The 26,714-nt window shown below is 74.0% G+C and carries 23 protein-coding genes; 17 read left to right on the top strand and 6 right to left on the bottom strand.

The window, feature by feature from the left end; genetic code table 11:
- Positions 1-31 precede the first annotated feature (31 nt).
- Positions 32-625 (bottom strand): NAD(P)H-dependent oxidoreductase, encoded by a 594-nt coding sequence (locus Q9250_RS11395; RefSeq protein ID WP_306231998.1) that lies wholly within the window; start codon positions 623-625, stop codon positions 32-34.
- A gap of 105 nt (positions 626-730) precedes the next feature.
- Between Q9250_RS11395 and Q9250_RS11390 the strand changes: the two genes are divergently transcribed.
- From Q9250_RS11390 to Q9250_RS11380, 3 genes are all read left to right on the top strand, one after another.
- Positions 731-1,318 carry a TetR/AcrR family transcriptional regulator gene (locus tag Q9250_RS11390; RefSeq protein ID WP_306231997.1) on the top strand — a complete coding sequence of 196 codons (588 nt, stop codon included), beginning with the start codon at positions 731-733 and terminating at the stop codon, positions 1,316-1,318.
- Between the two features lie 81 nt (positions 1,319-1,399).
- Positions 1,400-1,828: a DUF2695 domain-containing protein gene (locus Q9250_RS11385; protein WP_306231996.1), complete on the top strand. Its 429-nt coding sequence runs from the start codon at positions 1,400-1,402 to the stop codon at positions 1,826-1,828.
- Between the two features lie 53 nt (positions 1,829-1,881).
- The gene (locus Q9250_RS11380; RefSeq protein ID WP_306231995.1) at positions 1,882-3,738 is read left to right on the top strand and encodes a thioredoxin domain-containing protein; all 1,857 of its coding nucleotides are present in this window, start codon (positions 1,882-1,884) and stop codon (positions 3,736-3,738) included.
- A gap of 16 nt (positions 3,739-3,754) precedes the next feature.
- Here the strand turns inward: Q9250_RS11380 and Q9250_RS11375 are convergent, their stop codons facing one another.
- Positions 3,755-5,443, bottom strand: coding sequence for a dolichyl-phosphate-mannose--protein mannosyltransferase (locus Q9250_RS11375; RefSeq protein ID WP_306231994.1), 1,689 nt, complete (start codon positions 5,441-5,443; stop codon positions 3,755-3,757).
- A gap of 71 nt (positions 5,444-5,514) precedes the next feature.
- Between Q9250_RS11375 and Q9250_RS11370 the strand changes: the two genes are divergently transcribed.
- The 4 genes from Q9250_RS11370 (at position 5,515) to Q9250_RS11355 (ending at position 9,700) form a co-directional block, all read left to right on the top strand.
- Positions 5,515-5,928 carry a DUF2255 family protein gene (locus Q9250_RS11370; protein WP_306231993.1) on the top strand — a complete coding sequence of 138 codons (414 nt, stop codon included), beginning with the start codon at positions 5,515-5,517 and terminating at the stop codon, positions 5,926-5,928.
- An 82-nt stretch (positions 5,929-6,010) separates the two neighbouring features.
- The gene (gene rsmI, locus Q9250_RS11365; RefSeq protein WP_306231992.1) at positions 6,011-6,829 is read left to right on the top strand and encodes a 16S rRNA (cytidine(1402)-2'-O)-methyltransferase; all 819 of its coding nucleotides are present in this window, start codon (positions 6,011-6,013) and stop codon (positions 6,827-6,829) included.
- Between the two features lie 52 nt (positions 6,830-6,881).
- Positions 6,882-8,432, top strand: a complete 1,551-nt coding sequence (gene metG, locus Q9250_RS11360; protein WP_306231991.1) for a methionine--tRNA ligase — start codon at positions 6,882-6,884, stop codon at positions 8,430-8,432.
- 800 nt (positions 8,433-9,232) lie between these two features.
- Entirely contained in the window at positions 9,233-9,700 is a 468-nt protein-coding gene (locus tag Q9250_RS11355) for an SRPBCC domain-containing protein (RefSeq protein WP_306231990.1), read from the top strand.
- Between the two features lie 36 nt (positions 9,701-9,736).
- Here Q9250_RS11355 and Q9250_RS11350 read toward each other — a convergent pair whose 3' ends face one another.
- Positions 9,737-10,282 (bottom strand): hypothetical protein, encoded by a 546-nt coding sequence (locus tag Q9250_RS11350; protein ID WP_306231989.1) that lies wholly within the window; start codon positions 10,280-10,282, stop codon positions 9,737-9,739.
- Positions 10,283-10,408: 126 nt separating this feature from the next.
- Between Q9250_RS11350 and Q9250_RS11345 the strand changes: the two genes are divergently transcribed.
- Positions 10,409-11,365, top strand: coding sequence for a TatD family hydrolase (locus Q9250_RS11345; RefSeq protein WP_306231988.1), 957 nt, complete (start codon positions 10,409-10,411; stop codon positions 11,363-11,365).
- 10 nt (positions 11,366-11,375) lie between these two features.
- On the opposite strand, the gene Q9250_RS11340 is transcribed toward Q9250_RS11345, so the two are convergent.
- Positions 11,376-12,353: a hypothetical protein gene (locus Q9250_RS11340; protein ID WP_306231987.1), complete on the bottom strand. Its 978-nt coding sequence runs from the start codon at positions 12,351-12,353 to the stop codon at positions 11,376-11,378.
- 145 nt (positions 12,354-12,498) lie between these two features.
- Between Q9250_RS11340 and rsmA the strand changes: the two genes are divergently transcribed.
- From rsmA to Q9250_RS11320, 4 genes are all read left to right on the top strand, one after another.
- A complete protein-coding gene (gene rsmA / locus Q9250_RS11335) occupies positions 12,499-13,413 on the top strand; it encodes a 16S rRNA (adenine(1518)-N(6)/adenine(1519)-N(6))-dimethyltransferase RsmA (protein ID WP_306233988.1) in 915 nt (304 codons plus the stop codon).
- Positions 13,413-13,943, top strand: a complete 531-nt coding sequence (locus Q9250_RS11330) for a DUF4287 domain-containing protein (RefSeq protein ID WP_306231986.1) — start codon at positions 13,413-13,415, stop codon at positions 13,941-13,943. The genes rsmA and Q9250_RS11330 overlap by 1 nt, the downstream gene beginning before the upstream one ends.
- 60 nt (positions 13,944-14,003) lie before the next feature.
- Entirely contained in the window at positions 14,004-14,927 is a 924-nt protein-coding gene (locus tag Q9250_RS11325) for a 4-(cytidine 5'-diphospho)-2-C-methyl-D-erythritol kinase (protein WP_306231985.1), read from the top strand.
- Positions 14,928-15,034: 107 nt separating this feature from the next.
- Positions 15,035-16,834, top strand: a complete 1,800-nt coding sequence (locus tag Q9250_RS11320; RefSeq protein ID WP_306231984.1) for an ABC-F family ATP-binding cassette domain-containing protein — start codon at positions 15,035-15,037, stop codon at positions 16,832-16,834.
- A 76-nt stretch (positions 16,835-16,910) separates the two neighbouring features.
- Here Q9250_RS11320 and Q9250_RS11315 read toward each other — a convergent pair whose 3' ends face one another.
- A complete protein-coding gene (locus Q9250_RS11315; protein WP_306231983.1) occupies positions 16,911-17,420 on the bottom strand; it encodes an ArsR/SmtB family transcription factor in 510 nt (169 codons plus the stop codon).
- Between the two features lie 278 nt (positions 17,421-17,698).
- Between Q9250_RS11315 and Q9250_RS11310 the strand changes: the two genes are divergently transcribed.
- From Q9250_RS11310 to Q9250_RS11290, 5 genes are all read left to right on the top strand, one after another.
- The gene (locus Q9250_RS11310) at positions 17,699-19,054 is read left to right on the top strand and encodes an MFS transporter (RefSeq protein ID WP_306231982.1); all 1,356 of its coding nucleotides are present in this window, start codon (positions 17,699-17,701) and stop codon (positions 19,052-19,054) included.
- A 92-nt stretch (positions 19,055-19,146) separates the two neighbouring features.
- Positions 19,147-19,833 (top strand): MtrAB system response regulator MtrA, encoded by a 687-nt coding sequence (mtrA, locus tag Q9250_RS11305; protein ID WP_306231981.1) that lies wholly within the window; start codon positions 19,147-19,149, stop codon positions 19,831-19,833.
- Positions 19,834-19,840: 7 nt separating this feature from the next.
- Positions 19,841-21,541, top strand: a complete 1,701-nt coding sequence (gene mtrB / locus Q9250_RS11300) for an MtrAB system histidine kinase MtrB (protein WP_306231980.1) — start codon at positions 19,841-19,843, stop codon at positions 21,539-21,541.
- Complete coding sequence (locus tag Q9250_RS11295) at positions 21,538-23,187, top strand: LpqB family beta-propeller domain-containing protein (RefSeq protein WP_306231979.1); 1,650 nt, start codon at positions 21,538-21,540, stop codon at positions 23,185-23,187. The genes mtrB and Q9250_RS11295 overlap by 4 nt, the downstream gene beginning before the upstream one ends.
- A gap of 387 nt (positions 23,188-23,574) precedes the next feature.
- Positions 23,575-24,915 (top strand): protealysin inhibitor emfourin, encoded by a 1,341-nt coding sequence (locus Q9250_RS11290; RefSeq protein WP_306231978.1) that lies wholly within the window; start codon positions 23,575-23,577, stop codon positions 24,913-24,915.
- A gap of 6 nt (positions 24,916-24,921) precedes the next feature.
- Here Q9250_RS11290 and Q9250_RS11285 read toward each other — a convergent pair whose 3' ends face one another.
- Positions 24,922-26,661, bottom strand: a complete 1,740-nt coding sequence (locus Q9250_RS11285; protein ID WP_306231977.1) for a thiamine pyrophosphate-binding protein — start codon at positions 26,659-26,661, stop codon at positions 24,922-24,924.
- Between the last annotated feature and the right edge of the window lie 53 nt (positions 26,662-26,714).

Genomic DNA, 26,714 nt, shown 5'->3' with positions numbered 1-26,714 from the left:
GCGCGGCAGCGGGGCGCTGGTCGCGCGTGCGTCAGGCCGCGACCAGCGGGCTGGTGCGCCGCGGTGCCCGGGCGGCGTCCTTCGCGCCGTCGGCTGCCACCTGGCTGAGCCACGCCTGTCGCTGCTCGGCGGTGGACTGCTTGACGGGGCCGAGGCGACGCATCCGCACGGGCTTGATGCCGCAGAGCGCCAGGGTGCCCGAGCGCAGCTGGTCGAGCCGGGTGTCGGGCAGCAGCGGCGCGAGCCAGCCCGGGGTGTCGCTGGTGGCGATGATGCGGCCGGTGCGGCCGGTCAGCAGGCCCTCTGGCAGTGAGCCCTTGTAGCGGTAGTCCTGCTGGGGGAGCAGCGCGCGGTCGAGGAAGCCCTTCAGCAGCGCGGGCGTCGAGCGCCACCAGACGGGCGTCGCGATGACGATGTGGTCGGCGTCGCGGATCGCCTGCCGGGCATCGGCGAGGTCGGGCTCGATCGCCATGCGCCGCGTGTAGCCGAAGCGCATGTGCACGTCGAAGTCGAGCTCGCGCAGCCGGATGACGCGCGCATCGCCGTGCCCTTCGGCGTAGGCGGATGCGAGGGCCGAGACGAGCGAGTCGGGGTTCGGGTGGGCGTCGATGACGAGGGCGGACATGGTGGCTCCTTGGGTGCTGGTGGGGTCGTGGGGCGACTCTTGCGACGCCGATCTTGGCACTGTCTAGAATCTAGACAGTGCCAACTGTGACGTAGCATCATGCTCGTGTCAAGATCGGGCGACGGCTACCACCACGGCAACCTTCGGGAGGCGTTGGAGCGCGGCGCGATGGCGCTGCTCGAGACCCAGCCCGCGAACGAGATCAGCCTGCGCGAGGTCGCGCGGGCGGCCGGCGTCAGCCACAACGCGCCGTACCACCACTTCGGCGACCGCAAGGCGCTGCTGAAGGTGCTCGCCGAGCGGTCGATGGCGGCGCTGCTGGAGTCGAACCGGGCGGCGGGCGGGGTCGGCGACCCGGTCGAGCGGCTGCGGCGCATCGGGCACGACTACGTGCGGTTCGCCGCGGAGCGTCCGCACGCGTTCGCCGTCATCTATGACCCCGCGGTGTGCGTGCCGGGGCAGCCCACCGACACGATGGCGCCGCTCATCGCGGCGGAGGAGCAGCTCGTCGGCGACGTCGTGCGCGATGTGCTGGGGGAGGACGCCGACGGAGCCGCGATCGAGGCGCTGGCAGCCGCCTCGTGGGGTGTCGCCCACGGGCTCGCGCAGCTGGCGCAGGCCGGGCACCTCACGCTTGAGCAGGCGCTCGCCGCGGTCGACGCGTTCGTCGACCGGGCGGTGCCCGCGCGCTGACTGCGCCTTCGTCGGGCGGCTTTCCACAGGGCGCTGCGGGCTCGGCGCGCAGCGTGAGCTCCGGGTGCGATGGTGCACCGCATGGACGCATCGATCGCTGACGAAGCCGAGGCCTACGTGCGCGGGCTGCTCTCCGAGTGGCTCGACCCCGACCCCGGCGAGTGCCTCGCCTGCTATCTCGATCGGGCGCTCGAGCGACATCGCTGCGCCGGCGACCTGGCGCTCGCCGAGCACTACCGCGACGTGGCCGCGCCGCGCGCGACGGCGCTCGTGGAGCGGCTCGAGTCGATGGGCGGCTTCTGCGACTGCGAGGTGCTCTGCAACGCCTTGCAGCCGGCCTGGCACCTGTGGTCGACGAGCCGCGAGATCGAGATCGACGGGCGCGAGATCGTGCTCGAGGCGGAGCCGCCGCCGTCGATGCCGCCGTGCACGGGCGTGCGGCGCGGCTCGACGCAGCCCTGCCGCAACTGGCACACCATGCGGCGCCCCGCGCGCTACCGGGGGCGGTGACGCGGTGCTGTCGCGCACACCCCGTGCCGAGGTCGCCCCGCTACGGTCGCCGCATGCAGCAGCGCAACGACAACCGGCTCGCGGGCGCCGCGAGCGACTACCTCCGCCTGCACGCCGACAACCCCGTCGACTGGCGCGAGTGGGGCGACGACGCCTTCGCCGAGGCGCGCGAGCGCGGCGTGCCGGTGTTCGCCTCCGTCGGCTACGCCACCTGCCACTGGTGCCACGTGATGGCGCGCGAGTCGTTCGCCGACCCGGCCATCGGCGAGGCGCTGCGCGACGGCTTCGTGGCGATCAAGATCGACCGCGAGGAGCGGCCCGACGTCGACGCGGCGCTGATGGGCGCCGCATCCGCCTTCACCCGGTCGCTGGGCTGGCCGCTGAGCGTGTTCCTGACGCCCGACGGCCTGCCGTTCTACGCCGGCACCTACTTCCCGCCGGTCGAGGTGCAGGGGGTGCCCGCGTTCCGCCAGGTGCTGGCCGCCGTCGGCGACGCGTGGCGCGAGCGGCCCGACCAGGCGCTCGACACGGCGGCGCGGGTGCAGGAGGCGCTGCGGGCCTCGGCCTCCGGCGAGGGCGGCGCCGCGCCGACGGCGGCCGAGACTCGGGCGGCGCTCGCGGGGGTCGCCGCGCTCGAGGATCCGCTGCACGGCGGGCTCGGCACCGGCCAGAAGTTTCCGCAGCCGGGGCTGATCGTCGCGCTGGCCGAGGCAGAGGCGGCGGCCGATGCCGAGCCGGCGGAACGCGGCAGCGCGGACGCGCAGTCGTCTGAGGCGGATGCGTCCGGTGGCGACAGCACGGACCCCCAGGCGGCGCAGGGCGCACCCGGCCTCGCCGGGCGCCTGCTCGACGCGGCAGCCGGCGACGACAACGTGGTCGAGGCAGGCGGCTTCTCGCACCTGCGCGGGCGCGATGGCGGGTTCTTCCGCTACGCGACCCAGCGCGACTGGGGCGTGCCGCACTTCGAGCGGATGCTCATCGACAACGCGCAGCTGCTGCATGCCGCCACGCTGCTGGGCCGGGAGCGGGTCGCCGCCGGCATCGTGGGCTTCCTCGGGGAGGTGCTGCGACTGCCGGGCGGCGGGTTCGCCGTGGCCGAGGACGCCGAGTCGACGGTCGCCGGTCGCCGCGCCGAGGGCGGCTGGCACCTCGCCGAGCCGGGCACGCCGGGCGTCGAGCGGCCGCCGCTCGATCGGCTGCTCGTCACCGCAGCCAACGGGCTGGCGATCGAGGCGCTCGCGGTGCGCGCGCTGCGCGACGGCGACGCCCGCGCGCTCGAGCTCGCCCGAGGCGCGGCCGAGCACCTGCTGACCGCCCACGCCAGCGATCCCGCGGCGCTCGTGCACGCCAGCCTCGACGGCGTGCCCTCGGCCGCGGCCGCGACCGCGGCAGACGCCGGCAACCTCGCGCAGGGGCTGCTCGCGCTCACCGCCGCGACCGGCGAGGCACGCTGGGCCATCGCTGCGCGCGCCATCCTCGACGCCGCCCCCGATCCCGCGACCGTCGCCGGGCAGGGCCCGGCGCTGCAGCTCGGCCCCGACTCCGACGGCGATGCGCCGGGCGGCCGATCGTCGCTCGCCGGCGCGCTCCACGCGCTCTACGCGCTGACCGGCGACGGCGACCATCTCGCCCGCGCGAGCCGCCTGCTCGACGCGAGCCTGGCCATCCGCAACCCCCTCGCGGGCGCCGCGACGCTGCGCGTCGCCGCCAGCCTCGCCGAGCCGCCGCGCACCACCGTGCTCATCGGCGATCCGCCCGCCGCGATGCGCCGCGAGCCCGGCGCAGTGCTCGCGAGCCCGGAGCAGGCGGCCGCGCTCGCCGAGGCAGGCTTCTCGCTCTTCGAGGGCAAGTCGGCGCCGGCCGCCTACCGCTGCGAGGGCTTCGTCTGCGACCTCCCGCAGCCCTACTGACGCGGCCTGCCGACGGTCAGCGCCCCGGCCAGGTCGGCGGCCAATGCCGCAGCCGCATGAGATCCGAGTCGAGCGTCACCCCGTACCAGACCGGGAAGAACCAGGCGAAGACGACGACCGAGACGACCACGAGCGCCGCGATCACGAACCAGCCCGCGGCCCGCCGCTCGACGGATCCCTCCACCTTGTCGAGGGGCGGCACCGCGACCGCGAGGTCCGCGTCGAGCCGAGGCGACGCATCCGCCAGCCCGGTCGCGACACCGCGCGGCCCCACGAGGTGCTGCAGGGCCAGCGCCAGCCCGATCACCATGAACGGCAGGAAGACGATCGCGTAGAAGAGGAAGATCGTGCGGTCGGGCACCAGCAGCCAGGGCAGGTAGCCGGCGGCGACCCCCACCAACAGGAAGCCCGCGCGGCGGTCGAGCCGGCGCCCGAGGTGGAACAGCAGGAAGGCCAGCGCCGCCACCGAGGCGTACCAGATGAGCAGGTTCGGCAGCGCGGTCACCCACCAGGTGCCCGACGATCCCGCCTCCATCTCGAACGCCGTCGGGCGGCCGAGGTAGAGCCATTCGTAGGCGGGCGACTGGTAGACGTGGTCGCCCACGAGGCCGACGTGGAACCCGAACTGCTGCAGGTGGTACTGCCAGAGCGACTGCAGGCCGAGCGGCACCCAGGCGAGCAGGCCGCCCCAGCGGAGGTCGGCGCGCTCGAGCATGAGCTGCGAGCCCCAGCCGCCGTCGAACCAGCCGGCGTAGCTGACGACGTAGACGATCAGCGCCGGGCCGACGAGCAGCACGAGGCTGGTGGGCGCCTGCGAGAGCAGCGTGCCGAGCCAGGGGGAGCGGTAGCCGGCGCGGCGTCGGTCGAGCGCGTCGAGCAGCACGCTCCAGAGGCCGAAGGCGGCGATGAAGACGGCGCCCGACCACTTGGTGGCGGCGCCGGCGCCGAGCAGCACGCCGGCGGTGACGAGCCAGGGCCGCCACCAGAAGGCGGCGAGCACGCGGTTCGGTCGGTCGGCGAGGGCCCTGATGGTGCGGGCGGGGGAGCCGCGCCGGTCGAGCAGCAGCGCGCCGGCGCCGGCGAGCACGAACAGGGCGAGGATGCCGTCGAGCAGTGCGGTGCGGCTCATCACGATCGCGAAGCCGTCGATGGCCATCCAGAAGCCGGCGAGCGAGGCGAACGCGACCGACCGCAGCAGGCCGCGGGCGATGGCGTAGGTGAGGCCGACGAGCGCGATGCCGGCGAGGGCGCTGGGCAGCCGCCACCAGAAGGGGTCGGCCATGCCGAACAGGGCCATCGCCATGCCGATGATCCACTTGCCCAGCGGCGGGTGCACGACGTAGTCGGCCTCGGTGGTGAGGCCGCCGGGGTCGCCGTCCTGGAAGCGCTCGTCGCTGCCCTCGCCCCACTCGCCCTCGTAGCCGAGCTGCCAGGTCGACCAGCCCTCCTTGACGTAGTAGGTCTCGTCGAACACGAGGATCCCGGGGTGGCCGAGGCCGACCAGCCGCGCGACGGCCGCGATGCTGAGGATGGCGATCGGCGCCGCGATCTCGATGCGGCGGCGGATGCGCGGCTCGGCAAGGCGCCGCTCGACGGAACCGTACGCATCCGTCAGCCGTGCCAGGCGGGACGGAGACGGTGCGTCGGGTGCATCCTCGGTGGCGACGGCGTCGCGCTGGGCGAGGTCGCCGCTCGAAAGGGTCACGCGGGCGATTCTGGCACCAGTTCCTTCGCCGGCCCTGCGTTCGCCTCCCGCAGCGCGGTAAGTTCGGCCTCATGAGCTTCGACGACGTGGTGCAGGTGCTGGATGAGACGAAGGTCGTGGCTGTGGTCACCACGAAGGCCGACGGTCAGCCGATCGCGACGCCGATCTGGTCGATGGTCATCGACGGGGTGCCCTACGTGCGATCGGTGAACGGCGCCGGAGCCTGGTGGTACCGGCATGTGCGCGCCGGTCGGCCGGTGGCGTTCGCGCTCGGCGACGGCTCGATCGCGGAGCGTGATCGAGCGGCCGCGCTGGAGCTTCCGCGTGCGCAGGTCGCGACCACCTACGTGCCGGTCGACGACGAGGTGCAGGCGAGGATCGACGAAGAGCTCCGGCGCAAGTATTCCGGCAGCCCGGAGTCGGTCGACATGATGCTGAGCGACGACGCACGGGCGTGCACGCTGCGGGTCGAAGCGGCTCGCTGAGCGCGCCCGACGGCGTCGGGCCGTCGACACCGGGCCGTCGACACCGGGCCGTCGACACCGGGCCGTCGATAGCCTGGGCGGCGTGATCATCCTCGGCGCGACGCCCATCGGCAACCTGGGCGACGCGAGCGGCAGGCTCCGCGAGGCGCTCGCCACCGCGCCCATCATCGCGGCCGAGGACACCCGCACTGCCAAGCAGCTCATCCGCGCCTTGGGCATCGACGCGCAGCCGCAGCTCGTCGCCCTGCACGAGCACAACGAGGAGGCCGCCGCCCCCGCCCTCGTCGAGCGCGCCCGCGACGAGGACGTGCTCGTGCTCACCGACGCCGGCATGCCGACCGTGAGCGACCCGGGCTTCCGGCTCGTGCAGGCCGCGGTCGCCGCCGGCGTCGCCGTCACCTGCCTGCCAGGCCCCTCGGCGGTGCTCACCGCGCTCGCCCTGTCGGGCCTGCCCACCGACCGCTTCGCGTTCGACGGCTTCCTGCCCCGCAAGGGCGGCGAGCGCGACCGGTTCCTCCAGAGCCTCGCCCGCGAGGAGCGCACCGTGGTGCTGTTCGAGGCGCCGCACCGGCTCGCCGAGTCGGTCGAGGCGATCGCCCGCGCGATGCCCGACCGCCGCATCGCCGTCGCCCGCGAGCTGACGAAGAAGTTCGAGGAGGTGCGCCGCGGCACCGCCGCCGAGCTGCTCGAATGGGCGCAGGGCGGCGTGAAGGGCGAGATCGTCATCGTCATCGAGGGCGCCACACCGGTGCTCGCCGACCTCGACGCGGCCGTGGCGCAGGTGCTGCGGCTGAAGAGCGCCGGGATGCGGCTGAAGGATGCCGCCGCCGAGGTCGCGGAGGCGACCGGGCACCCGCGCAACGCGCTCTACCAGGCCGCGCTCACGCATCCGCCCGTCTGAGCGCCCGACGCCTGGCGTCAGACGTCGCCGCGCGACTTCTAGACTGGACCCCATGCCCGAGCGCTTCTCCGTGACGACGCCGATCTACTACGTCAACGACGTGCCCCACATCGGGCACGCCTACAACGAGGTCGCCACCGACGTCCTCGCCCGCTGGCACCGCATGCGCGGCGACGACGTGTGGATGCTCACCGGCACCGACGAGCACGGCCAGAAGATCATGCGCACCGCCGCCGCCAACGGCGTCAGCCCGCAGGAGTGGACCGACCGCCTCGTCGAGACCGCCTGGAAGCCGCAGCTCGAGCTGCTGAACATCTCGAACGACGACTACATCCGCACCACCGACGAGCGCCACAAGGTGGGCGTGCGCATCTTCCTCGAGCGGCTCAAGGAGGCCGGCTACGTCTATCACGGCGAGTTCGAGGGCCAGTACTGCGTGGGCTGCGAGGAGTACAAGACGCCGAACGACCTGGTGCCCGGCACCGGCGAGTTCGAGGGCGAGCAGGTGTGCGCGATCCACTCGCGGCCGGTCGAGACCGTGCGCGAGGCGAACTACTTCTTCAAGCTGAGCGAGTTCGGCGACCGCCTGCTCGCGCTCTACGACGAGCGCCCCGACTACGTGCAGCCCGAGCACGTGCGCAACGAGGTGCGGCAGTTCGTCAAGCAGGGCCTCACCGACCTGTCGATCAGCCGCAACACGTTCGACTGGGGCATCAAGGTGCCGTGGGACGAGACGCACGTCGTCTACGTCTGGTTCGAGGCGCTGCTGAACTACATCACCGCCAACGGCTACGGCGTCGACGACGAGCTCTTCGCCCGCCGCTGGCCCGCCAACCACATCGTCGGCAAGGACATCGCCCGCTTCCACGCGGTCATCTGGCCCGCCATGCAGATGGCCGCGGGCCTGCCGATCTCGGAGCACGTCTTCGGCCACGGCTGGCTGCTCGTCGGCGGCGAGAAGATGTCGAAGTCGAAGGCGACCGGCATCGAGCCGCGCCAGATCACCGACGTGTTCGGCGTCGACGCGTTCCGCTACTACTTCTCGTCGGCGATCGCCTTCGGCTCCGACGGCTCCTTCTCGTGGGAGGACCTCGACGCCCGCTACCACTCCGAGCTCGCGAACGGCCTCGGCAACCTCGCCTCGCGCGTGATCGCCATGGTGCACAAGTACTGCGACGGCGTCGTGCCGCACGTCGAGGTCGACGCCGACATCCAGGCGTTGACGGCGGATGCGGTGCGTCGCGCCGACGAGGCCATCGACCGTTTCGCGATCGACCAGGCCGTCGACGCCGCGATGAGCATCGTCGAGCGGCTGAACGGCTACATCACCGAGCAGGCGCCCTGGGTGCTCGCGAAGGACGAGGCGCAGCGCGAGCGGCTGCACCAGGTGCTGGCCTCGAACGTGCACGGCATCGGGGCGGCCGCGATCCTGCTCGCGCCGGTCATGCCCGAGAGCGCGCAGACGCTGTGGGCCGCGGTCGGCGGCGAGGGCGACGTGCTCGCGCAGCCGATCCAGTCGGCGCACGACTGGTCGGGCACCGGCCGTGTGACGACCGTGCCGCCGCTCTTCCCCCGCATCGAGCAGGCGACCCCCGCCGCCTGAGCCCGGCCGCCGCCACCCTCCGGTCTCCGGTCGCTGAGTGGCGNAGGCGACCCCCGCCGCCTGAGCCCGGCCGCCGCCACCCTCCGGTCTCCGGTCGCTGAGTGGCGCCTCCGGTGGGTGAGTGGCGCCTGCGGTCGCTGATTGGCGCTTGCGGTGGGTGAGTGGCGCCCCCGGTCGCTGAGTGGCGCTTGCGGTGGGTGAGTGGCGCCCCCGGTCGCTGAGTGGCGCCCCCGGTCGCTGAGTGGCGCTTGCGGTGGCTGAGTGGCGCTCACGGCCACCCCGTCGCGGAAGCGGGCACTGGCCGGCGGGAGCCGCCAGTCAGGTGCGGGAGTCGCCAGTCAGGTGCGGGAGGCGCCAGTCAGGTGCGGGAGTCGCCAGTCAGGTGCGGGAGTCGCCAGTCAGGTGCGGGAGCCGCCAGTCGGGTGCGGGAGGCGCCAGTCAGATGCGGGAGGCGCCAGTCAGGTGCGGGAGCCGCCAGTCAGGTGCGGGAGGCGCCAGTAAGGTGCGGGAGGCGCCAGAGAGGTGCGGGAGCCGCCAGTCAGGTGCGGGAGGCGCCAGTAAGGTGCGGGAGGCGCCAGAGAGGTGCGGGAGCCGCCAGTCAGGTGCGGGAGGCGCCAGTCAGGTGCGGGCGGCGCCAGTGAGGTGCGGGAGCCGCCAGTCAGGTGCGGGCGGCGCCAGTCAGGTGCGGGAGGCGGCGGTCACGTGCAGGAGTGGCCGATCGGGGCGGGGCGAGGGGATGCGTGAGGCTGGTAGGGCGCGGATCGTTGACGCGCGGCGTGCAGGCGCGGTAGGCACGGGGCATGAGCGAGACCACCCACCAGCGCATCGGCGAGCAGTCGATCGTGCACCGCCGCGAGTTCGACGCCTCCGCCGCCGACGTGCAGCGCGCCCACACGACCGCCGAGCTGTTCTCGCAGTGGATGGGTCCGCGCGGCTCGACGCTGCGCATCGAGCGCTTCGACGCCCACACCGGCGGCCGCTTCGACTACACCGTCGAGATCGGCGGCGAGTGGCGCTTCTGGGGCTCGTACCACGAGGTCGTCGAGGGGCGGATCGTGCACACCTGGGAGTTCCAGGAGCAGCCGGGGCAGCCGACGCTCGAGGTGCTCGAGTTCCGAGACCTGCAGGCCGGGCGCAGCTCGCTCGAGATCACCTCGACCTACGGCTCGAAGGCGGCGTGCGACGCGATGGTCGAGTCGGGCATCGACGGAGGCATGGACGAGGACTTCGAGCGGCTCGACGAGGCGCTCGCGAACCTCAGCCGCTGAGGCGCGCGCGACGGCGCGACGGCGACCGCGAAGCCGCTACGGCGCGGGCAGCGCCAGCGTGAACTGCAGGTCGAGCCCCTCGACCGCCACCTCTACCGCCTCGGAGGTGTCGACGCCGGCGGGCATCGGCAGCGTGTAGGTGCGGGCGGCATCCGCCATCGCGCACTCGCCCTCCTGCATGAACGAGACCGCCACGCTGCCGTCGACCGCGACGGGCTCGCCGGCGCTCGCCCAGCAGTCGCTGGTCGCCGGCAGCGAGATCGCGAAGACGTCGGGCGCCTCGACCCAGGTGGCGACCGCTCCGAGGCGCAGGACGTCGTCGATCGACGCGCCGCTGCCCTGCGGCAGGCCCGGCTCGCCGGCGTTCAGCGAGGCGGAGGCGCTGCTGAAGGCGTCGGCCCCCGCCGCGGCGCTCTCGGAAGCGCCCTCGGTCGTGCCCTGCTCGGTCGCGCCCGCGGACGCATCCGTCGTCTCCGTCGAGGACTGCGGCGCCAGCGCACCCGGACCGGTGGGGCCGGTCGCGCAGGCGGTCAGCAGCAGCGCGGTCGCGAGGGCGACGGGCAGGGCGAAGCGGCGGAACATGCCGGGGAGACCTCCTGACGAGGGCGTCGAGAACCGGGATTTGCGGACATCGTGGCAGTCGATGCATGGCGGAACCTGGACGGTGCCTCAGCATCTCCCATGGTGCAACGCTCCTAGGCTTGCCGTATGCCCCGCAGCCACGACGGAACCGCACCGCTCGCCGACGACCGATCCGAGACGCTCGGCGAGGCGCCGCGCGCGACCGAGCTGCCCGGCGGCGAGTACATCCGCGAGCGCTTCGACGACGGCAAGCGCGACCTCACCCGGCCCGAGCCGCCCGAGCCGCTCGGCGTGCCGATCTACGACAACCACACGCACCTGGAGATCAAGGACGGGGATGGGTTCCCCTACTGGGCGGCGCTGGACGCCGCCGAGCGGGCGGGCGTCGCGGGCGTGATCCAGGTGGGCGGCGACGTCGAGTCGTCGGAGTGGTCGGCGGCGCTGGCCGCGCAGGACCCTCGCGTGCTGGCGGCCGTCGCGCTGCACCCGAACGAGGCGCCCGGGTACGCCGAGGCGGGCACGCTGCCCGAGGCGCTCGCCGTCATCGACCGGCTGGCGGCGCAGCCGCGCGTGCGCGCCGTGGGCGAGACGGGGCTCGACTTCTTCCGCACCGGCGACGACGGCCGGCGCGCGCAGCACGAGTCGTTCGAGGCGCACATCGACATCGCCAAGCGCCACGGGATCGCGCTGCAGATCCACGACCGCGACGCGCACGACGCGGTGGTCGAGACGCTGCTGCGGGTGGGGGCGCCCGAGACGACGGTCTTCCACTGCTTCTCGGGCGACGAGCACCTCGCCCGGCTCGCGGCCGAGCACGGCTGGTACCTGTCGTTCGCCGGCACCGTCACCTTCTCGAACGCGAAGAACCTGCACGCGGCGCTCGCGGTCGCCGACCGCAGCCGCATCCTGGTGGAGACCGACGCGCCGTTCCTCACGCCCGCGCCGCACCGCGGCCGGCCCAACAGCCCCTACCTGACCCCGGTCACGGTGCGGTCGATGGCCGAGCGGCTGGGCGTCGACGCCGACGAGCTCGCGGCCGAGACCGCCGAGAACACGCTGCGCGCCTACGGCGACTGGCGCTGAGCAGAGCCGGCTACGGCGTGCCGAGCAGCTCGTCGGGCTGCAGCGGCAGCACGGTCGAGCTGTCGGCCGCGGTCGCGCCCGTCACGGTGACCTCGACCGGGAGCGTGCCCGACACGGGCTCCTCGAGCTCGAACTGCCAGCCGTAGAGCTGGAAGTCGGCGCTGCAGTCCATGTCGCCGCTCGGGAACTCGAACGCGACCTCGACGGTGCCGGGGCCGGTGGCCCGCGCCGAGATCGGCGTGGGCACGCACTGCGCGGCGCCCGAGCCGCCGAGCAGCACCGCGAGGCGGCGTCCGGGCTCGATCCATCGCACCGACGCGTCCTGCATCGAGACGTCGGCCTCGGGCAGCTGGTCGGAGGGGATGGGCGCCGGTGCCGCGCCGTCGGTCGGGGCATCCGGGATGAGCGACGGCTGCGGGTCGGCGGTGGCGCCCGAGGTGAGGATGTCGTCGGGCCCGAGCTGCGTCTCGATCGTGCCGGGCTGCTGCAGGTCCTGCAGCAGCACCGTCCACACCTGCGACGCGTCGACCGACTCGGGCAGCGCGAGCTCCCAGCCGTGGATGCGGAAGTCGGCCGTGCAGGCCATCGCCGGGTCGGGCCCGTCGAAGCCGAGGTGCAGCTCGGCCGCCGCCTGGTCGAGCTCGATCGCGTGCGGCTGCGGGATGCAGCCACCGCCGCCGCCCGAGCCGCCGAGGAAGAACGCCACCGACTCGCCGGCGACGTTCCACCGCAGCGCGTAGCCGTCCGCCGCGACGAGGTCGCCGACCATGGGGTTCGCGAGCCGCTCGTCGTCGATCGGCACCGGTGCCGCGCCTGCGACGCCCGTCCCGGGCCCGGTCGGCGCGGTCGACTGGCCGGGGCCGGCGGTCGCGCAGGCGGTGAGCAGCGCGGCGGTGCCCACGACCGCGAGCGCGGCGAGGATCCGTGCGCGGGCGCCGGAGCGCATCCGCCTGTCTGCGGTGCCGGACGGGGCTGAGGTGGGGGCCATGGCGGTCTCCTTCGACAGGGGCATCCTGTCGCATGGCGCTGAGCACCGCCCAGCGGCGCGCTCGGCATAGGCTCGACGCGTGAGCAGCGACCGAGATCCGAGCGGCAGGCACGCCGGCGGCGCCCATGCCGGCGACGCGCGCCCCATCGACGGCCACCGCAGCGCCGAGACGCTGCTGGGCGGCACCGAGATCCGCGCGCTCGCGACCGAGCTCGACCTCACGCCGACCAAGCGCTGGGGGCAGAACTTCGTCGTCGACGCCAACACGGTGCGGCGCATCGTCAGGACCGCGGATGTGTCCGGTCGCGATGTCGTCGAGGTGGGCCCTGGTCTCGGGTCGCTCACGCTCGGCCTGACGGAGGTCGGCGCCCGGGTGACCGCGGTCGAGATCGACGGCCGCCTCGCCGAGCTGCTGCCGCGCACCGTCGCCCGCAAGCAGCCGGACGCGCAGCTCGCGGTGGTGCACCACGACGCGCTCACCATCGAGTCGCTGCCGACGCCGCCGCAGGCGATCGTCGCCAACCTGCCCTACAACGTGTCGGTGCCGGTGCTGATCCACCTGCTCGAGCGGTTCCCGACCATCGAGCGCGCGCTCGTGATGGTGCAGGCCGAGGTCGGCCACAGGCTCGCCGCGCACCCCGGCACCAAGGCCTACGGCTCGCCCTCGGCGAAGGTCGCCTGGTGGGGGCGGTGGGCGCTCGAGGGCGACGTGTCGCGGCAGATCTTCTGGCCCGTGCCCAACGTCGACAGCGTGCTCGTGGGCTTCCACCGCGGTCCGCCTCGGGGAGACGAGGCGCTGCGCCGCCGCACCTTCACCGTGATCGACGGCGCCTTCGGCCAGCGCCGCAAGATGCTGCGGCAGGCGCTGTCGGGCGTCTACGGCTCGTCGGCCGCGGCCACCGAGGTGTTGGAGCGCGCGGGTGTGGATCCGACCCTGCGCGGCGAGGCGCTGGTGCTCGACGACTTCATCCGCATCGCGGAGGCCGGGGAGGCGAGCGGCGTGCGCGTCGACGCATCCGACCCCGCCGTGCGCAGGCAGGCCGTCGCCGAGGAGGACTGATGCCCGAGCGGATCGAGCGCAACATGGGCGCCGAGGCGATGCGCGCCGCCACCGGCCGCACGCACGCGCAGTGGCGCGACCTGCTGCAGGAGGCCGGCGCGCTCGAGTGGACGCACCGGCAGATCGCCGACTGGCTCGTCGCCGAGCACGGCGTCGAGCCGTGGTGGTCGCAGGGCATCACGGTCGACTTCGAGCAGGACCGCAAGGGGCGGCTGCCCGGGCAGCAGGCCGACGGCACGTTCGCGGTGTCGCGCACCAAGACGGTGCCGGGGGAGCGGCTCGAGGCGCTCGCCGCCGTGCGCGCCGCCGTCGACGCCCGGCACGGCGCCGCGCACGGCGAGAACCTCGCGGCCGCGCAGCCCGTCGTGCGCTGGCGGCTCGCCGACGGCACGCGCCTCGCGGCGGCGGCGCAGGCGCCCAACAAGACCGGCACCCCCGTCAACCTCACGATCGAGAAGCTGCCCGACGCGGCGTCGGTGGATGCGGCCAAGGACGAGATCGAGCAGATCTTCGGCTCGGTCGCGGGCTGAGTGCCGCCGTAGGTCCTGGCGCGCAGGAAGGAGGCCGGTCGGCGCACTAGGTTGGGTTCCGTGGTGAGCAGGAGCACGGTGCGGGCGAAAGCGCCCGGCAAGATCAACGTGCACCTCGGCGTGGGCTCGCTGCAGGACGACGGCTACCACGACGTCGCGACCGCCTACCAGGCGGTCAGCCTCTACGAGATCGTCGAGGCCACCTCGGCACCCGACTTCTCGGTGCGCTTCACCGGCCCCATCGCCAGCAGCGGCCTCTCGACGGGCGCCGACAACCTCGCGATCCGCGCGGCGATGGCGCTCGCCCGGCGCGGCCGCGTGACCGACGGCGTCTCGCTGTCGATCGACAAGCACGTGCCGATCGCCGGCGGCATGGGCGGCGGCTCGGCCGACGCCGCGGCGACGCTGGTCGCCTGCGATGAGCTGTGGGGCCTGCACCTGGGCCGCGACGCGCTGCACGAGATCGCCCGCGAGCTGGGCGCCGACGTGCCGTTCGCGCTCGCCGGCGGCACGGCCGTCGGCACCGGCCGAGGCGACCAGCTGACGCCGGCGCTCGCGCGCGGGCAGTTCCACTGGGTGCTGGCCTACGCCGACGACGGCCTCTCGACGCCCGACGTCTACCGGGCGCTCGACGAGCACCGGGCGCTGCACGCCGCCGACATCGCCCCTGCCCACGACGTGCCGACGGTGGATGCGCGGGTGCTGCAGGCGCTCCGGGCCGGCGACGCGTCGATGCTCGCGGAGGCGCTGCAGAACGACCTGCAGGCGCCCGCCCTGCAGCTGCGCCCGCGGCTGGTGGGCACGCTCGAGCTGGGGGAGCGCTCCGGCGCGCTCGCCGGCATCGTCTCGGGATCGGGCCCGACCGTGGCGTTCCTGTGCGACAGCGTCGAGTCGGCCGTCGAGCTGCAGGCGTCGCTCGGCGCGGCGCAGGTGATGGCCGTGAAGGTCACGGGCCCGGTGCCGGGCGCCCGCCTGATCGACTGACCGACCGATCTCAACGTGCCAGGTGTGCGCATGGCGCACCCTGTGCGGCGAACGCACGCCCAGCACGTTGAGATCGAGTGCGCGGCGTGCGGGAGAATGGAGGCGATATGGCACACCTCCTTGGCGCCGAGCGCGTCGGCATGGCTTTCCCCACCCGCACCGTCTTCGAGTCGATCTCGCTGGGCCTCGAGGACGGCGACCGCATCGGCATCGTCGGCCGCAACGGCGACGGCAAGTCGACGCTGCTGCGCGTGCTCGCTGGCAGCCTCGAGCCCACCAGCGGCCGCGTCACGCGCCGCGGCGGCCTGCAGGTGGGCGTGCTCGACCAGCGCGACACCCTCGACCCCGACGCGACGATCGCCGAGAGCGTGGTCGGCGACACCCCCGAGCACGAGTGGGCGGGCGACGCGCGCATCCGCGACCTGATCGCGGGCCTCGTCGGCGACCTCGACTGGCACGCGCGCGTCGGCGACCTCTCCGGCGGCCAGCGCCGCCGCGTCGCGCTCGCGCAGCTGCTGGCCGGCGACTGGGACGTGCTGTTCCTCGACGAGCCCACCAACCACCTCGACGTGCAGGGCATCGCCTGGCTCGCCGACCACCTGAACGCCCGCTACGCCAGCGGCCGCGGCGCGTTCGTCGCCGTCACGCACGACCGGTGGTTCCTGGATGCGGTGTGCACGGGCACGTGGGAGGTGCACGACGGTCTCGTGGAGCCGTTCGAGGGCGGCTACGCGGCCTACGTGCTGCAGCGCGTCGAGCGCGACCGCATGTCGGCCGCCAGCGAGGCGAAGCGCCAGAACCTGATGAAGAAGGAGCTCGCGTGGCTCCGCCGCGGCGCGCCCGCCCGCACGGCGAAGCCGAAGTTCCGCATCGAGGCCGCCACGCAGCTGATCGAGGACGAGCCGCCGGTGCGCGACCCGATCCAGCTCGCGCAGCTCGCCGCGACGCGCCTCGGCAAGGACGTCGTCGACCTCGAGGACGTCTCGGTCGAGCTCGGCGGCCGCACGATCCTCGACGACGTCACCTGGCGCATCGCGCCCGGCGAGCGCGCCGGCGTGCTCGGTCGCAACGGCGCCGGGAAGTCGACCCTCCTCGCCCTGATCGCAGGCCGCATCCGCCCCACGGAAGGGCGCGTGAAGACCGGCAAGACGGTGAAGATCGCCGAGCTCACGCAGGAGCTCGAAGAGCTCAAGCAGCACGAGGACGACCCCGTGCGCGTCGTCGTCGGCAACCTGAAGTCGAGCTACGCGTCGGGCGGCAAGGAGCTCACGCCCGGGCAGCTGCTCGAGCGCCTCGGCTTCCGCTCGGGCGAGCTCTCGACGCTCGTGAAGGACCTCTCGGGCGGCCAGCGCCGCCGCCTGCAGCTGCTGCTGATCCTGCTCGACGAGCCGAACGTGCTGATCCTCGACGAGCCCACCAACGACCTCGACACCGACATGCTCGCCGCCATGGAGGACGTGCTCGACTCGTGGGCCGGCTGCCTCATCGTCGTCAGCCACGACCGCTACCTCATCGAGCGCGTCACCGACCACCAGTACGCGATCTTCGACGGCGCGCTGCGGCACGTGCCCGGGGGCGTGGATGCGTACCTGGCGATGTCGGGGAAGGGCTCGGTCACGGGGTCCAAGGCCCAGGCGGCCGGTGGGGCGCCTGCCGCGGCAGTGCCCGGCAAGCCGGCCCTCAGCGGCGCGGAGCGGCGCACGCTCGAGAAGGAGGCCGCGAGTCTCGAGCGTCGGCTGGCGAAGGCGAACAAGGAGCGCGAGGGCGTGCTCGAGCGCTTCGAGGTGGTCGACCACAGCGACCTCGACGCGCTCACCGCGCTGCAGACGCAGCTCGCCGGGCTCGACGAGAAGATCGGGCAGCTCGAGGAGCAGTGGCTCGAGGCGCACGAGGGCCTGGAGTCGTAGGAGGCCCCAGCAGCGAGCGCCGGGCAGCGGGAGCCGGAGCAGCAGGAGTCGGATCGACGGGGCGCCGGGCTCGGCGTCAGCGGCGCTGCTGCACGTCGGGGTGCATGGCGACCAGGATCGAGAACGGGTCGCCCTCGCTCGAGTCGCGGCTGCGCAGCCACTCGAGCAGCTCGCCGGCGCGGCGCTGGTACTCGTCGAGGTCGGCGGGCGTCAGTCGCACGCCGAGGCGGCTGACCTCGAGGTCGGTGGGCTTCACGCCCTCGATCTCCTGCAGGAAGGTCTGCACGAGCACGGGCGCGGCGAGCGGCGCCGCGGAGTCGTGCCAGGTGAGGCCGGTGGCGCGGTAGGGGATCTCCTTCGCGCCACGGGCGCCGGCGCGCGGCTCCTCGGCGGCGAGGAAGCCGGTGTCGACGAGCGACTGCACGTGGTGGTGCATCGTGCCGGGGTTGACTGAGAGCAGCTCGGCGAGCTCCTTGTTGGTGCGCGGCTGGTGCAGGCACAGGCGCAGGATGCGCCAGCGCAGCGGCGACGAGAGCGCCTTCGCCTTCGCGGTCAGCCCGGTGTCTGCGGGCGCGCTGTCGGTCATGCGCTCAGGCTAGCGACCGGCTGCGCGTGGGCCGCTCGGCGGCACGGCTCGCTCGGCGCGGCAGCTCGCTCGGCGCGGCAGCTCGCTCGGCGCGGCAGCGCGCTCGCCGCAGCGGCTCGCCGGCACACGCGCCGCGGACCCCTTCCACCAATATCGACCCGGTCCACCGGGTCGGATTCGGTGGAAGGGGTCGAGCGAAACAGGGGCGGGCCACACGAGAGACGGGGACTCGCAGAAAGTGATTGGGAGAACCCAATCACTCGTGTATCGTCACGTGCATGACCGTGGAGCCCAACGCATCCGCCCCCGATGCACCGCCCGCCGACGCCGCCGCGCCCGACGCGCGCGGCGGCACCGCGCCCGGCCCGCCGAGCCCGCTCGACGCGCCGCCCAGCCACCGCGGCCTCTGGCGCGAGCGGGGCTTCCCCGCGTTCTGGGCGGGGCAGGGGCTCAGCCAGCTCGGCGCCCAGTTCGCCGCGCTCGCGATGCCCATCGTCGCCGTCTCGATGCTGCAGGCCACCGACGCGCAGATGGGCTACCTGAACGCCGCCGAGACGGCTGCGTTCCTGCTGGTGGGCCTGCCGGCCGGCGCCTGGCTCGACCGCGTGCGCAAGCGCAACGTGATGATCGCCGCCGACCTCGTGCGGGTCGTCGCGGTCGCCGCCGTGCCGCTGCTGTGGCTCGCGAACATGCTCGAGATGTGGCACCTGTTCGTGATCGGCGCCGTGGTCGGCATCGCGACCGTCTTCTTCGACGTCGGCTACCAGTCGTTCGTGCCGGTGCTCGTGCGCGACGAGCACGTCGGCCCCGCCAACGGCGCGCTCGAGGCGACCGCGCAGACCATGCGCCTCGGCGGCCCCGCCGTCGCCGGCGTGCTGCTGCGCGTCGTCTCGGCGCCGATCCTGCTGGCCGTCAACGCCGTCGGGTTCCTGTTCAGCGCGATCTCGCTCATGCTCGTGCGCGACGACGAGCAGGTGAAGCCCAAGCATGAGCGGCAGCACCTCGTGCGCGAGATCGGCGACGGCCTCAGGTTCGTCGCCGGCACCGACTTCCTCGTGCGCATCGTGGGCACCACCGCGCTCACCAACCTCGGCACCTCGATCGGCATGACGCTCTCGCCCATCCTGATCCTGCGCATCCTCGGCCTCGACCCGGCCATCTACGGCGTGCTCATGACGCTCGGCGCCATCGGCGGCCTGGTCGGCTCGGTGCTCGCCAACCGCATCGCCCGCTGGATCGGCGAGGGTCAGGCGCTCGCGCTGTCGACGCTCGTGTTCACCAGCTCGGCCGCGCTGCTGCCGCTCGCTGCGCACTTCCCGCCGCTGGCGGTGCCGCTGCTGATCGTCTTCGAGGTGCTGCTCGGCTTCAGCATCCTCGTCTACAACATCGTGCAGGTGACGGCCCGCCAGCGCGTGTGCCCGAAGCCGCTGCTGGGCCGCATGAACGCCTCGATCCGCTTCGTGGTGTGGGGCGTGATGCCCATCGGCGCGCTGCTGGCCGGCTGGCTCGGCACCGTGCTCGGCACCGTGCCGGCGATCTGGATCGGCACCGTCGTCGCGATGCTCGGCGCGCTGCCCATCCTGCTCAGCCCCTACGCCCGCATGCGGCAGCTGCCGACGCGTCAGGCGGAGTGACGGCAGATCCGAGGCGTGCTCGGATACGCTGACGGGAGCCGCGCCGCCGCGCGCGGCCCCGGCGCGAGCCGGAGCTGAGCCAGGGAGGCGCCATGGGCGAGCAGACGATCCTCGTCGTCGACGACGACCTGGCGCTCGCCGAGATGATCGGCATCGTGCTCTCGGCCGAGGGCTACCGGCTCGAGCACGTCGCCGACGGGGCGGATGCGGTGGCCCGCTTCCACGAGCTGCGCCCCGATCTCGTGCTGCTCGACCTCATGCTGCCCGGCAAGGACGGCATCCAGATCTGCACCGAGATCCGGGCGGAGTCGGGCGTGCCGATCATCATGCTGACGGCCAAGGGCGACCCGACCGACATCGTCGTCGGCCTCGAGTCGGGCGCCGACGACTACGTCGTGAAGCCGTTCAACCCGAAGGAGCTCGTCGCCCGCGTGCGCACCCGCCTGCGCCCGCAGCGCGAGGAGCGCGGCGGCACGCTGCGCGTCGCCGACCTCGACATCGACGTGGAGGGCCACAGCGTCGCCCGCGCCGGGCAGACGATCGCGCTCACGCCGCTCGAGTTCGAGCTGCTCGTGACGCTCGCCTCGAAGCCCAACCAGGTCTTCTCGCGCGAGATGCTGCTCGAGCAGGTCTGGGGCTACCACTACAAGGCCGACACCCGCCTCGTGAACGTGCACGTGCAGCGGCTGCGGTCGAAGGTCGAGCGCGACGTCGACAACCCCGTGGTCGTGACGACCGTGCGCGGCGTCGGCTACCGGGCCGGCGCGCCCATCGGCTAGGCGGGCGATGGCCGTGCGACCCCGCACGTACTGGGAGCGGGCGACGGGCGTGCTGCGGCGCTCGCTGCAGTGGCGCGTCGTCGCCGCCAGCATGGCGCTGTCGACGCTCGCCCTCATCGGGGTGTTCGGCTACATGTCGGCGTCGGTGGGCCAGAACCTCTTCGAGACCCGCCGCGACGAGGCGCTCGTCGAGTCGGTGCGCGCCTCGAGCGAGATGCAGCAGATCTTCAACGAGGCAGTGACGCAGTCGCTCACCAGCGGTGAGGTGGATGCGCTCCAGGACCGGGCGCTCGACGCCGTCACCCGCCTGATCTCGTCGCGCGCGAGCACCGAGTACGCGATGCTGCGCAGCGACGACCAGGAGCCGACGCTGCTGCAGATGAACGACGTGCAGTCGCAGGGCTTCGACACCGACCTCCTGACGGGAGATCTGCGCACGGCCGTCGCAGGCGCATCCGAGGTCTCGCCGTACTACCAGTCGGTGCGGCTCGAGACGGCGGACGGCGCCCAGCCCGCGATCATCGTCGGCTCGCCCGTCGAGGTGCCGCTCGCCGGGCGCTACGAGCTCTACCTGCAGACCAGCCTGCGCTCGACGCAGGGCACGCTCTCGTTCATGCAGCTCACGATGGCGCTCGGCGGCACCGCCCTCATCGCCCTCATCGGCCTCATCACCTGGTTCGTCGCGCGCATGATCGTGGGCCCGGTGCAGCTGGCTGCCGACTCGTCGGCGCGCATCGCCGCGGGCGAGCTCGACGTGCGCATCCCCGTGCAGGGCGACGACGAGATCGCCAAGCTGGGCGCCTCGTTCAACGACATGGCCGATTCGATCTCGCGGCAGATCAACGAGCTCGCGACGCTGTCGACGGTGCAGCAGCGCTTCGTCAGCGACGTCTCGCACGAGCTGCGCACCCCGCTGACGACGATCCGGCTCGCGGGCGACGTGCTGCACGACCGTCGCGAAGCGTTCGATCCGGTGGCGGCGCGCACGGTCGAGCTGCTGCACACCCAGATCGAGCGCTTCGAGGGGCTGCTCGCCGACCTTCTCGAGCTCAGCCGCTTCGACGCCGGCGCCGCGCAGCTCGAGATCGAGCCCACCAACCTCGTGCGCCTGGCCGAGGCCGAGATCGACGCCGTGCAGCCGCTCGCGCTCGAGCGCGGCACCGAGCTGCGGCTGGTCGCCCCCGGCGGGCACTTCGAGGCCGAGGTCGACCCTCGCCGCATCCGCCGGATCCTGCAGAACCTGCTCGGCAACGCCATCGACCACGGCGAGGGCAGGCCCGTCGTCGTGACCGTCGACTCGACGAGCGACGCGGCGGCGATCGCGGTGCGCGACCACGGCGTGGGCATGACCGAGGCCGAGGTGCCGCGCGTGTTCGACCGGTTCTGGCGCGCCGACCCGTCGCGCCAGCGCCGCACCGGCGGCACCGGGCTCGGCCTCTCGATCAGCCGCGACGACGCGGCGCTGCACGGCGGCTGGATCGACGTGTGGTCGAAGCCCGGCGAGGGCACCGCCTTCCGGCTCACGCTGCCGCGCGCGGGCTCGCGCGTCGTCGCGTCGCCGATCGAGCTGCCCCCGGCCGACACCGCGGCGATCGTGCTGCCGGTCGATCAGCTGCCTCCGACGGAGACGGGCGACGAGCCCGCCAGCGCGCCCATCGCGCTCGTCGACCCCACCATCACCACGACCACCGAGGAGGTGGAGCGATGAAGCGCCTCGCCACCGCCGCCGCCGCGATGCTGCTGCTGCTCACCGGCTGCGTCGCGATCCCCGACGCGGGGCCCGTCAGCCCGGGCCAGGTCGACGTCGAGGAGCAGACCAGCGACCTCGTGTTCCTCGCCGAGGCGCCGCGCGCCGGTGCGACGCAGGAGGAGATCGTGCTCGGCTTCCTCGCCGCGGGCATCAGCCCCGACGACGACTTCGCCATCGCCCGCGAGTACCTGGTGGCCGGCGAGTCGGAGCGGTGGGATCCGAGCGCGCGGGTGATCGTGCGCTCGGGCCAGCCCGAGGTGTCGCTCGGCGGCGAGACCGCCGCTACCGCGACGGTCACCGCGATGTCCGAGGTCGACGCGGGCGGCGCGCTCGAGCTCGCCGGGGCCGACCGGCTGCTCGAGTTCCGGATGCTGCGGGTCGCGGGGGAGTGGCGCATCGCGCTCGCGCCCGACGGCATCGTGCTCTCGGGCTTCCACTTCGCCCAGCTCTACCGCCCGCACCCGGTGCACTGGCTGACGCGCGACGGCACGCGCTCGGTGCCGGAGGTGCGCTGGTTCGAGCGCACCGCGACGACCCTGCCGAGCCGCATCGTCGACGCGCTGCTCGGCGGGCCCTCGGCCTGGCTCGCGCCCGCGGTCACCACCGCGGGCGCCCCCGAGGCGAGCCGGGTCGGCGAGGTGCTGATGGAGGGCACGATCGCCACGGTGACGCTCGACATCGCCCAGGTCGAGCAGCGCGGATCGACCAGCCTGCAGCCGTTCGCCGCCCAGCTGGCGCTGTCGCTGCGCGACCTGCAGGTGCGCGAGGCGCGCGTGCAGATCGAGGGCCTCGACGGGTTCACCGCCACCAGCGCCTCGGCCGCGGCGCTCGACGACGGCGACGTCGACCAGCGGCCGCTCGTGCTCGACGGCAGCACGCTGCGCCCGATCGGCGGCGGCGCGGTGAGCATCGACGACGTCGGCCCGACGCTCTCCTCGATCGGCGCCACCGCCTACACCGTGGGCGCCGCGGGCGGGGTGGCCACCACCGGCACCACCGCACTCTGGCTCGAGCCCGGGGCGGACCCGGTCGCGATCTCGGCGGATGCGGCGCTGCCGGCCACGACCGACGACAGCGGCTGGGTGATCGTGCAGGAGGCCGCGGCGCCCCAGCGGCTGCTGGCCTGGCGCGACGGCGCCCGGCGGGAGATCCCGCTGCCGGCCGGCTCCGATCGCGTCGTCGCGATCGAGCTCTCGCGCGACGGCGCCCGGCTGGCGATCGTGACCGTCGAGGGCAGCACGAGCGAGGTGTGGGTGACGGCCGTCGTGCGCGACGGCGAGGGCGCCCCCGTGTCGCTCGGCGAGCCCTACGCGATGCCGCGGCTCGAGGGCACCGCGAGCGATCTCACCTGGGTGAGCTCGACCGAGATCGCGGTGCTCGCCGCGAGCGGCGACCGGTCGCAGATCGGCGTGCTGGCCATCGGCGGCGAGTCGGAGCAGCTGCCCTCGCCCGGCGAGCCGGTGCAGGCGATCGTCGGCGGCAGCGAGGGCACCTCGACGCTCCGCGCGCTGGGCGTCGACGGCTCGCTGCTGTCGCTGCGCGGCAGGGTCTGGAGCCAGGTGCAGGGCCTGGGGCCGATCGCCCTGGTGGCCACCCAGCAGTAACGCTTGCCCGCGCCGCTCTCGAGGGCGCTCTCCACAGCCGCCCGCTCGCCCCGCCCGCACCGACGCATCCGCCCGTCACGATGCCGGCGTGCGGATGCGTGCGGTGCTGCGGGAGGCGGCCGGGGTGCTGTGGCCGGTCGAGTGCGCGGGCTGCGGCGCCGTCGACATCGCGGTGTGCGACGACTGCGCCGCGCTGCTGCTCGGCCCTCCGCTGCACGAGCAGCTCGACGGGGTGCCGCTCGTCGCGGCCGCCGCCTATCGCGGCGCGGTGCGCGGGCTGGTCGCGGCGGTGAAGGAGCGCGGCGGGCGGGCCGAGGCGCGGGCGCTCGGCGAGGGCCTCGCACGGGCGATCGCCGCAGCCCCGACGGCACCGCGCACGACGCGCCGGTGCGCCGCGGCATCGTGCCTCCCTACCTGCTCGAGCAGCTTGCCGCCGCCGACCTCCCCGCCGCCGCGGTCGCGGCCCGCACCCTCGGCGTCGACCGCGATGTGCGCGCCGAGCGGGCCGCCCCGTCGCACCCCGGTCTGCGCGCACCGAGGCCGTCGCTCGTGCCCGACGGACCGCCTGCCCCGCGCCGCACGATCAGCGACGCGCAGGGCACCACGACCCTGCCGGGCGTCGAGGTGCGCGCCGAGGGCGCCGGCCCGACCGGCGACACGGCCGCCGACCAGGCCTACGACGGGCTCGGCGCCGCCTGGCGCATGCTGTTCGAAGCCTTCGGCCGCGACTCGCTCGACGGCGCGGGGCTGCCGCTGCTCGCCACGGTGCACTACGGCAAGCGGTACGACAACGCGTTCTGGGACGGCGAGCGCATGGTCTTCGGCGACGGCGACGGCGAGGTGTTCGCCGGCTTCACGAACGCGATCGACGTGATCGGCCACGAGCTCGGCCACGGCGTCATCTCGTCGACCGCCGATCTGGTCTACCGCGACCAGTCGGGTGCGCTGAACGAGTCGATCGCCGACGTGCTCGGCTCGCTCGTCAAGCAGCACCACCTCGGGCAGACAGCAGACGAGGCCGACTGGCTGATCGGCGCCGGCGTGTTCACCGACACGGTGCGGGGCGAGGCGCTGCGCTCGATGGCCGCGCCCGGCACGGCCTACGACGACCCGGTGCTCGGCAAGGATCCGCAGCCCGCGCACATGCGCGACTTCGTCGTCACGACCGACGACCTGGGCGGCGTGCACATCAACTCCGGCATCCCCAACAAGGCCTTCCACCTGGTGGCGACGGCGATCGGCGGCAGCGCCTGGGAGGCGCCGGGCCGCATCTGGATCGACGCGCTGACGGGCGGTCTCTCCCGCACCGCCGACTTCGCGACGTTCGCGCGCGCCACGGTCGACGCATCCGTCGCGCGCTACGGCGCCGAGGCGGCCGAGACCGAGGCTGTGCGCTCGGCGTGGGCCGCCGTCGGGGTCGGCGAGGAGCAGGCGACGACGGATGCCGTGGACGATGCCGAGATCAGGGTCGCCCGCACGGGTGGGATGCTCGGGCGCACGCGGGCAGCGGTGCTCGAGCTGCAGGTGATCCCGGGCGACGACCGGGAGCAGCTCGACACGCTCATGGCCTCGGGCGTGCTCGCCGACCTCGACGGCCAGACGCTGCCGGATGCGGCGCTGTGGCGGGTGACGATCGAGACGCGGTGCGACGTGACCGTCGCCGAGCCGCTGCTGCCTGAGGAGGTGCTGGCGCTGTTCCGCCGCCTGCTCGAGCTCGACGAGGCGTAGCGCCGATCAGGCCGTGGCGGCCCTCGCGGCTGCGCGGGTCGCCGCCTCGACGACCTCGAGCATGTAGGGGGCGACGACCTGCTGGCTGACCCGGCAGTCGGCGACGAAGACGCCGGTCGCGCCGCTCGCCAGCCAGGCCTCGAGCAGCCGCAGGTCGTCGAGCGACGCGATGACCGCGGCCTCGGCGCCGAAGCCCCGCCCGACCGCGGCGAAGTCGACCTGCTCGATCAGCATGGGCTGCTCGGCCACGCCGCGCACCGCGTACTGGTGCACCTCTGCGCCGTAGGCGGCGTCGTTGACGACCACCACGACTCCGTGCCGCACGGTGCGGATCACCGAATCGAGGTCGGCGATGCCCATGAGCGCGCCGCCGTCGCCGGTGACGAGCACGATCGTCGACTCGGGTCGCGCCGCCCCCGCACCGACTGCGCTCGGGAAGCCGAGGCCGATCGTCTGGAACGCGGTGCCGACCAGCAGCAGCCGCTCGGGGTCGGCGACGCTGAGGTGCGTGGGCGCCCAGCCGATGAAGTGGCCGCCGTCCGAGACGATCACGCGGTCGGCCGGCAGGATGCGCTCGAGCGCGTGGAAGAGGCTGCGCGGGTCGAGCCTGCCGTCGGGCGCCGCCGCGTCGCCCGCATCGCGCTGTCGGTGAGCACCGGTGACATCGCCGAACCCGGCTGCCGACCAGCCGTCGTCGCCGCGCCCGGCCGCGTCGAGCCCGGGCGTCTCGGCGACCAGCGCCACGAGCGCCTGCACGACGGCGCGCGCGTCGCCGCGCACGAGCTGGTCGACACGGGCGTTCGTCGCCCGATCGAGCACGTCGACCTGCAGCACGCGCGCGTCGTCGGCGAAGGCCTCGCCGAAGCGGGTCTGGAACTGGTTGAGGCCCGCGCCGACGACGAGCACGACGTCGGCGGCCTCGATCGCGGCGGCGGAGCGCTCCGAGGCGAAGCCGCCCGCGATGCCCAGGTGCCGGTGGTCGTCGGCGAAGATGCCGCTGCCCAGCACGCTCGACGCGGTGCGGGCACCGAGGGCCGCGGCGAGCTCCCGCAGCGCCTCCGATGCGGTGGCGAGGTGCGCGCCGCGGCCCGCGAGCAGCAGCGGCCGGCGCGCCTCGACGAGCCGCTGCGCGACCTCGGCGAGCTCCTCGGCGTCGAGCGCGATGAAGGGCTCCGCGGGCAGGTCGCCGGCGGCGCCCGCGACGGCGGCGCCCTCGATCGGTGCCTGCGCCAGGTCGTACGGGATCGCCAGCACGACAGGCCCACGCTCGACGAGCGCCGTCTGCACCGCGCGCCGGGCGGCGTCGGCGGGGTCGGCCGCGTCGGCGACGATCGTCGTCGCGCCGACGGCGGTCGCGATCGCTGCCTGGTCGACGTCCCACGGGCGAGCGCCGGCGGTGGGCTGATCGCCGACGACGAGCACGAGCGGCACGCGCGCCATCGCGGCCTCGGCGAGCGGCGTCAGCGCGTTCGTGTAGCCGGGGCCGTAGGTGGTGGTGGCGATCGCGAGGGCACCGCTGGCGCGGTGGTGCGCGTCGGCGGCGGCGACGGTCGCGGCCTCGTGGCGCACCGTGACGACCTGCATGGCGCCGCGCCGCACGACGGCGTCGAGGAACCAGGCATTGCCGTTGCCCATCAGGGCGAAGACGTGGGATGCGTGCAGCTCGAGCTCTGCCGCGATGGCGGCGGAGACGGTGGTGGCGGTGGTCGCGGTCGGCGCGGCGGTGGTCTGGGTCAGGTCGGGCACAGGAGACGCTCCTCGAGAGGGAGAGGTCCGCAGACACGCACGGAACCTCGCGG

The sequence above is a fragment of the Agrococcus beijingensis genome (assembly GCF_030758955.1).
Classification (GTDB): Bacteria; Actinomycetota; Actinomycetes; order Actinomycetales; family Microbacteriaceae; genus Agrococcus; species Agrococcus beijingensis.
The sequence above is the reverse complement of the archived record's forward strand: the minus strand, read 5'-3'. Positions and strand labels throughout refer to the sequence as shown.

What these genes read in the sequence shown, in the direction of transcription:
- Q9250_RS11395 (WP_306231998.1), bottom strand. Translation starts at nt 625, where the DNA reads ATGTCCGCCCTCGTCATCGACGCCCACCCGAACCCCGACTCGCTCGTC.
- Q9250_RS11385 (WP_306231996.1), top strand. Translation starts at nt 1,400, where the DNA reads ATGGACGCATCGATCGCTGACGAAGCCGAGGCCTACGTGCGCGGGCTG.
- Q9250_RS11380 (WP_306231995.1), top strand. Translation starts at nt 1,882, where the DNA reads ATGCAGCAGCGCAACGACAACCGGCTCGCGGGCGCCGCGAGCGACTAC.
- Q9250_RS11370 (WP_306231993.1), top strand. Translation starts at nt 5,515, where the DNA reads ATGAGCTTCGACGACGTGGTGCAGGTGCTGGATGAGACGAAGGTCGTG.
- metG (WP_306231991.1), top strand. Translation starts at nt 6,882, where the DNA reads ATGCCCGAGCGCTTCTCCGTGACGACGCCGATCTACTACGTCAACGAC.
- Q9250_RS11355 (WP_306231990.1), top strand. Translation starts at nt 9,233, where the DNA reads ATGAGCGAGACCACCCACCAGCGCATCGGCGAGCAGTCGATCGTGCAC.
- Q9250_RS11350 (WP_306231989.1), bottom strand. Translation starts at nt 10,282, where the DNA reads ATGTTCCGCCGCTTCGCCCTGCCCGTCGCCCTCGCGACCGCGCTGCTG.
- Q9250_RS11345 (WP_306231988.1), top strand. Translation starts at nt 10,409, where the DNA reads ATGCCCCGCAGCCACGACGGAACCGCACCGCTCGCCGACGACCGATCC.
- Q9250_RS11340 (WP_306231987.1), bottom strand. Translation starts at nt 12,353, where the DNA reads ATGGCCCCCACCTCAGCCCCGTCCGGCACCGCAGACAGGCGGATGCGC.
- Q9250_RS11330 (WP_306231986.1), top strand. Translation starts at nt 13,413, where the DNA reads ATGCCCGAGCGGATCGAGCGCAACATGGGCGCCGAGGCGATGCGCGCC.
- Q9250_RS11320 (WP_306231984.1), top strand. Translation starts at nt 15,035, where the DNA reads ATGGCACACCTCCTTGGCGCCGAGCGCGTCGGCATGGCTTTCCCCACC.
- Q9250_RS11315 (WP_306231983.1), bottom strand. Translation starts at nt 17,420, where the DNA reads ATGACCGACAGCGCGCCCGCAGACACCGGGCTGACCGCGAAGGCGAAG.
- Q9250_RS11310 (WP_306231982.1), top strand. Translation starts at nt 17,699, where the DNA reads ATGACCGTGGAGCCCAACGCATCCGCCCCCGATGCACCGCCCGCCGAC.
- mtrA (WP_306231981.1), top strand. Translation starts at nt 19,147, where the DNA reads ATGGGCGAGCAGACGATCCTCGTCGTCGACGACGACCTGGCGCTCGCC.
- mtrB (WP_306231980.1), top strand. Translation starts at nt 19,841, where the DNA reads ATGGCCGTGCGACCCCGCACGTACTGGGAGCGGGCGACGGGCGTGCTG.
- Q9250_RS11295 (WP_306231979.1), top strand. Translation starts at nt 21,538, where the DNA reads ATGAAGCGCCTCGCCACCGCCGCCGCCGCGATGCTGCTGCTGCTCACC.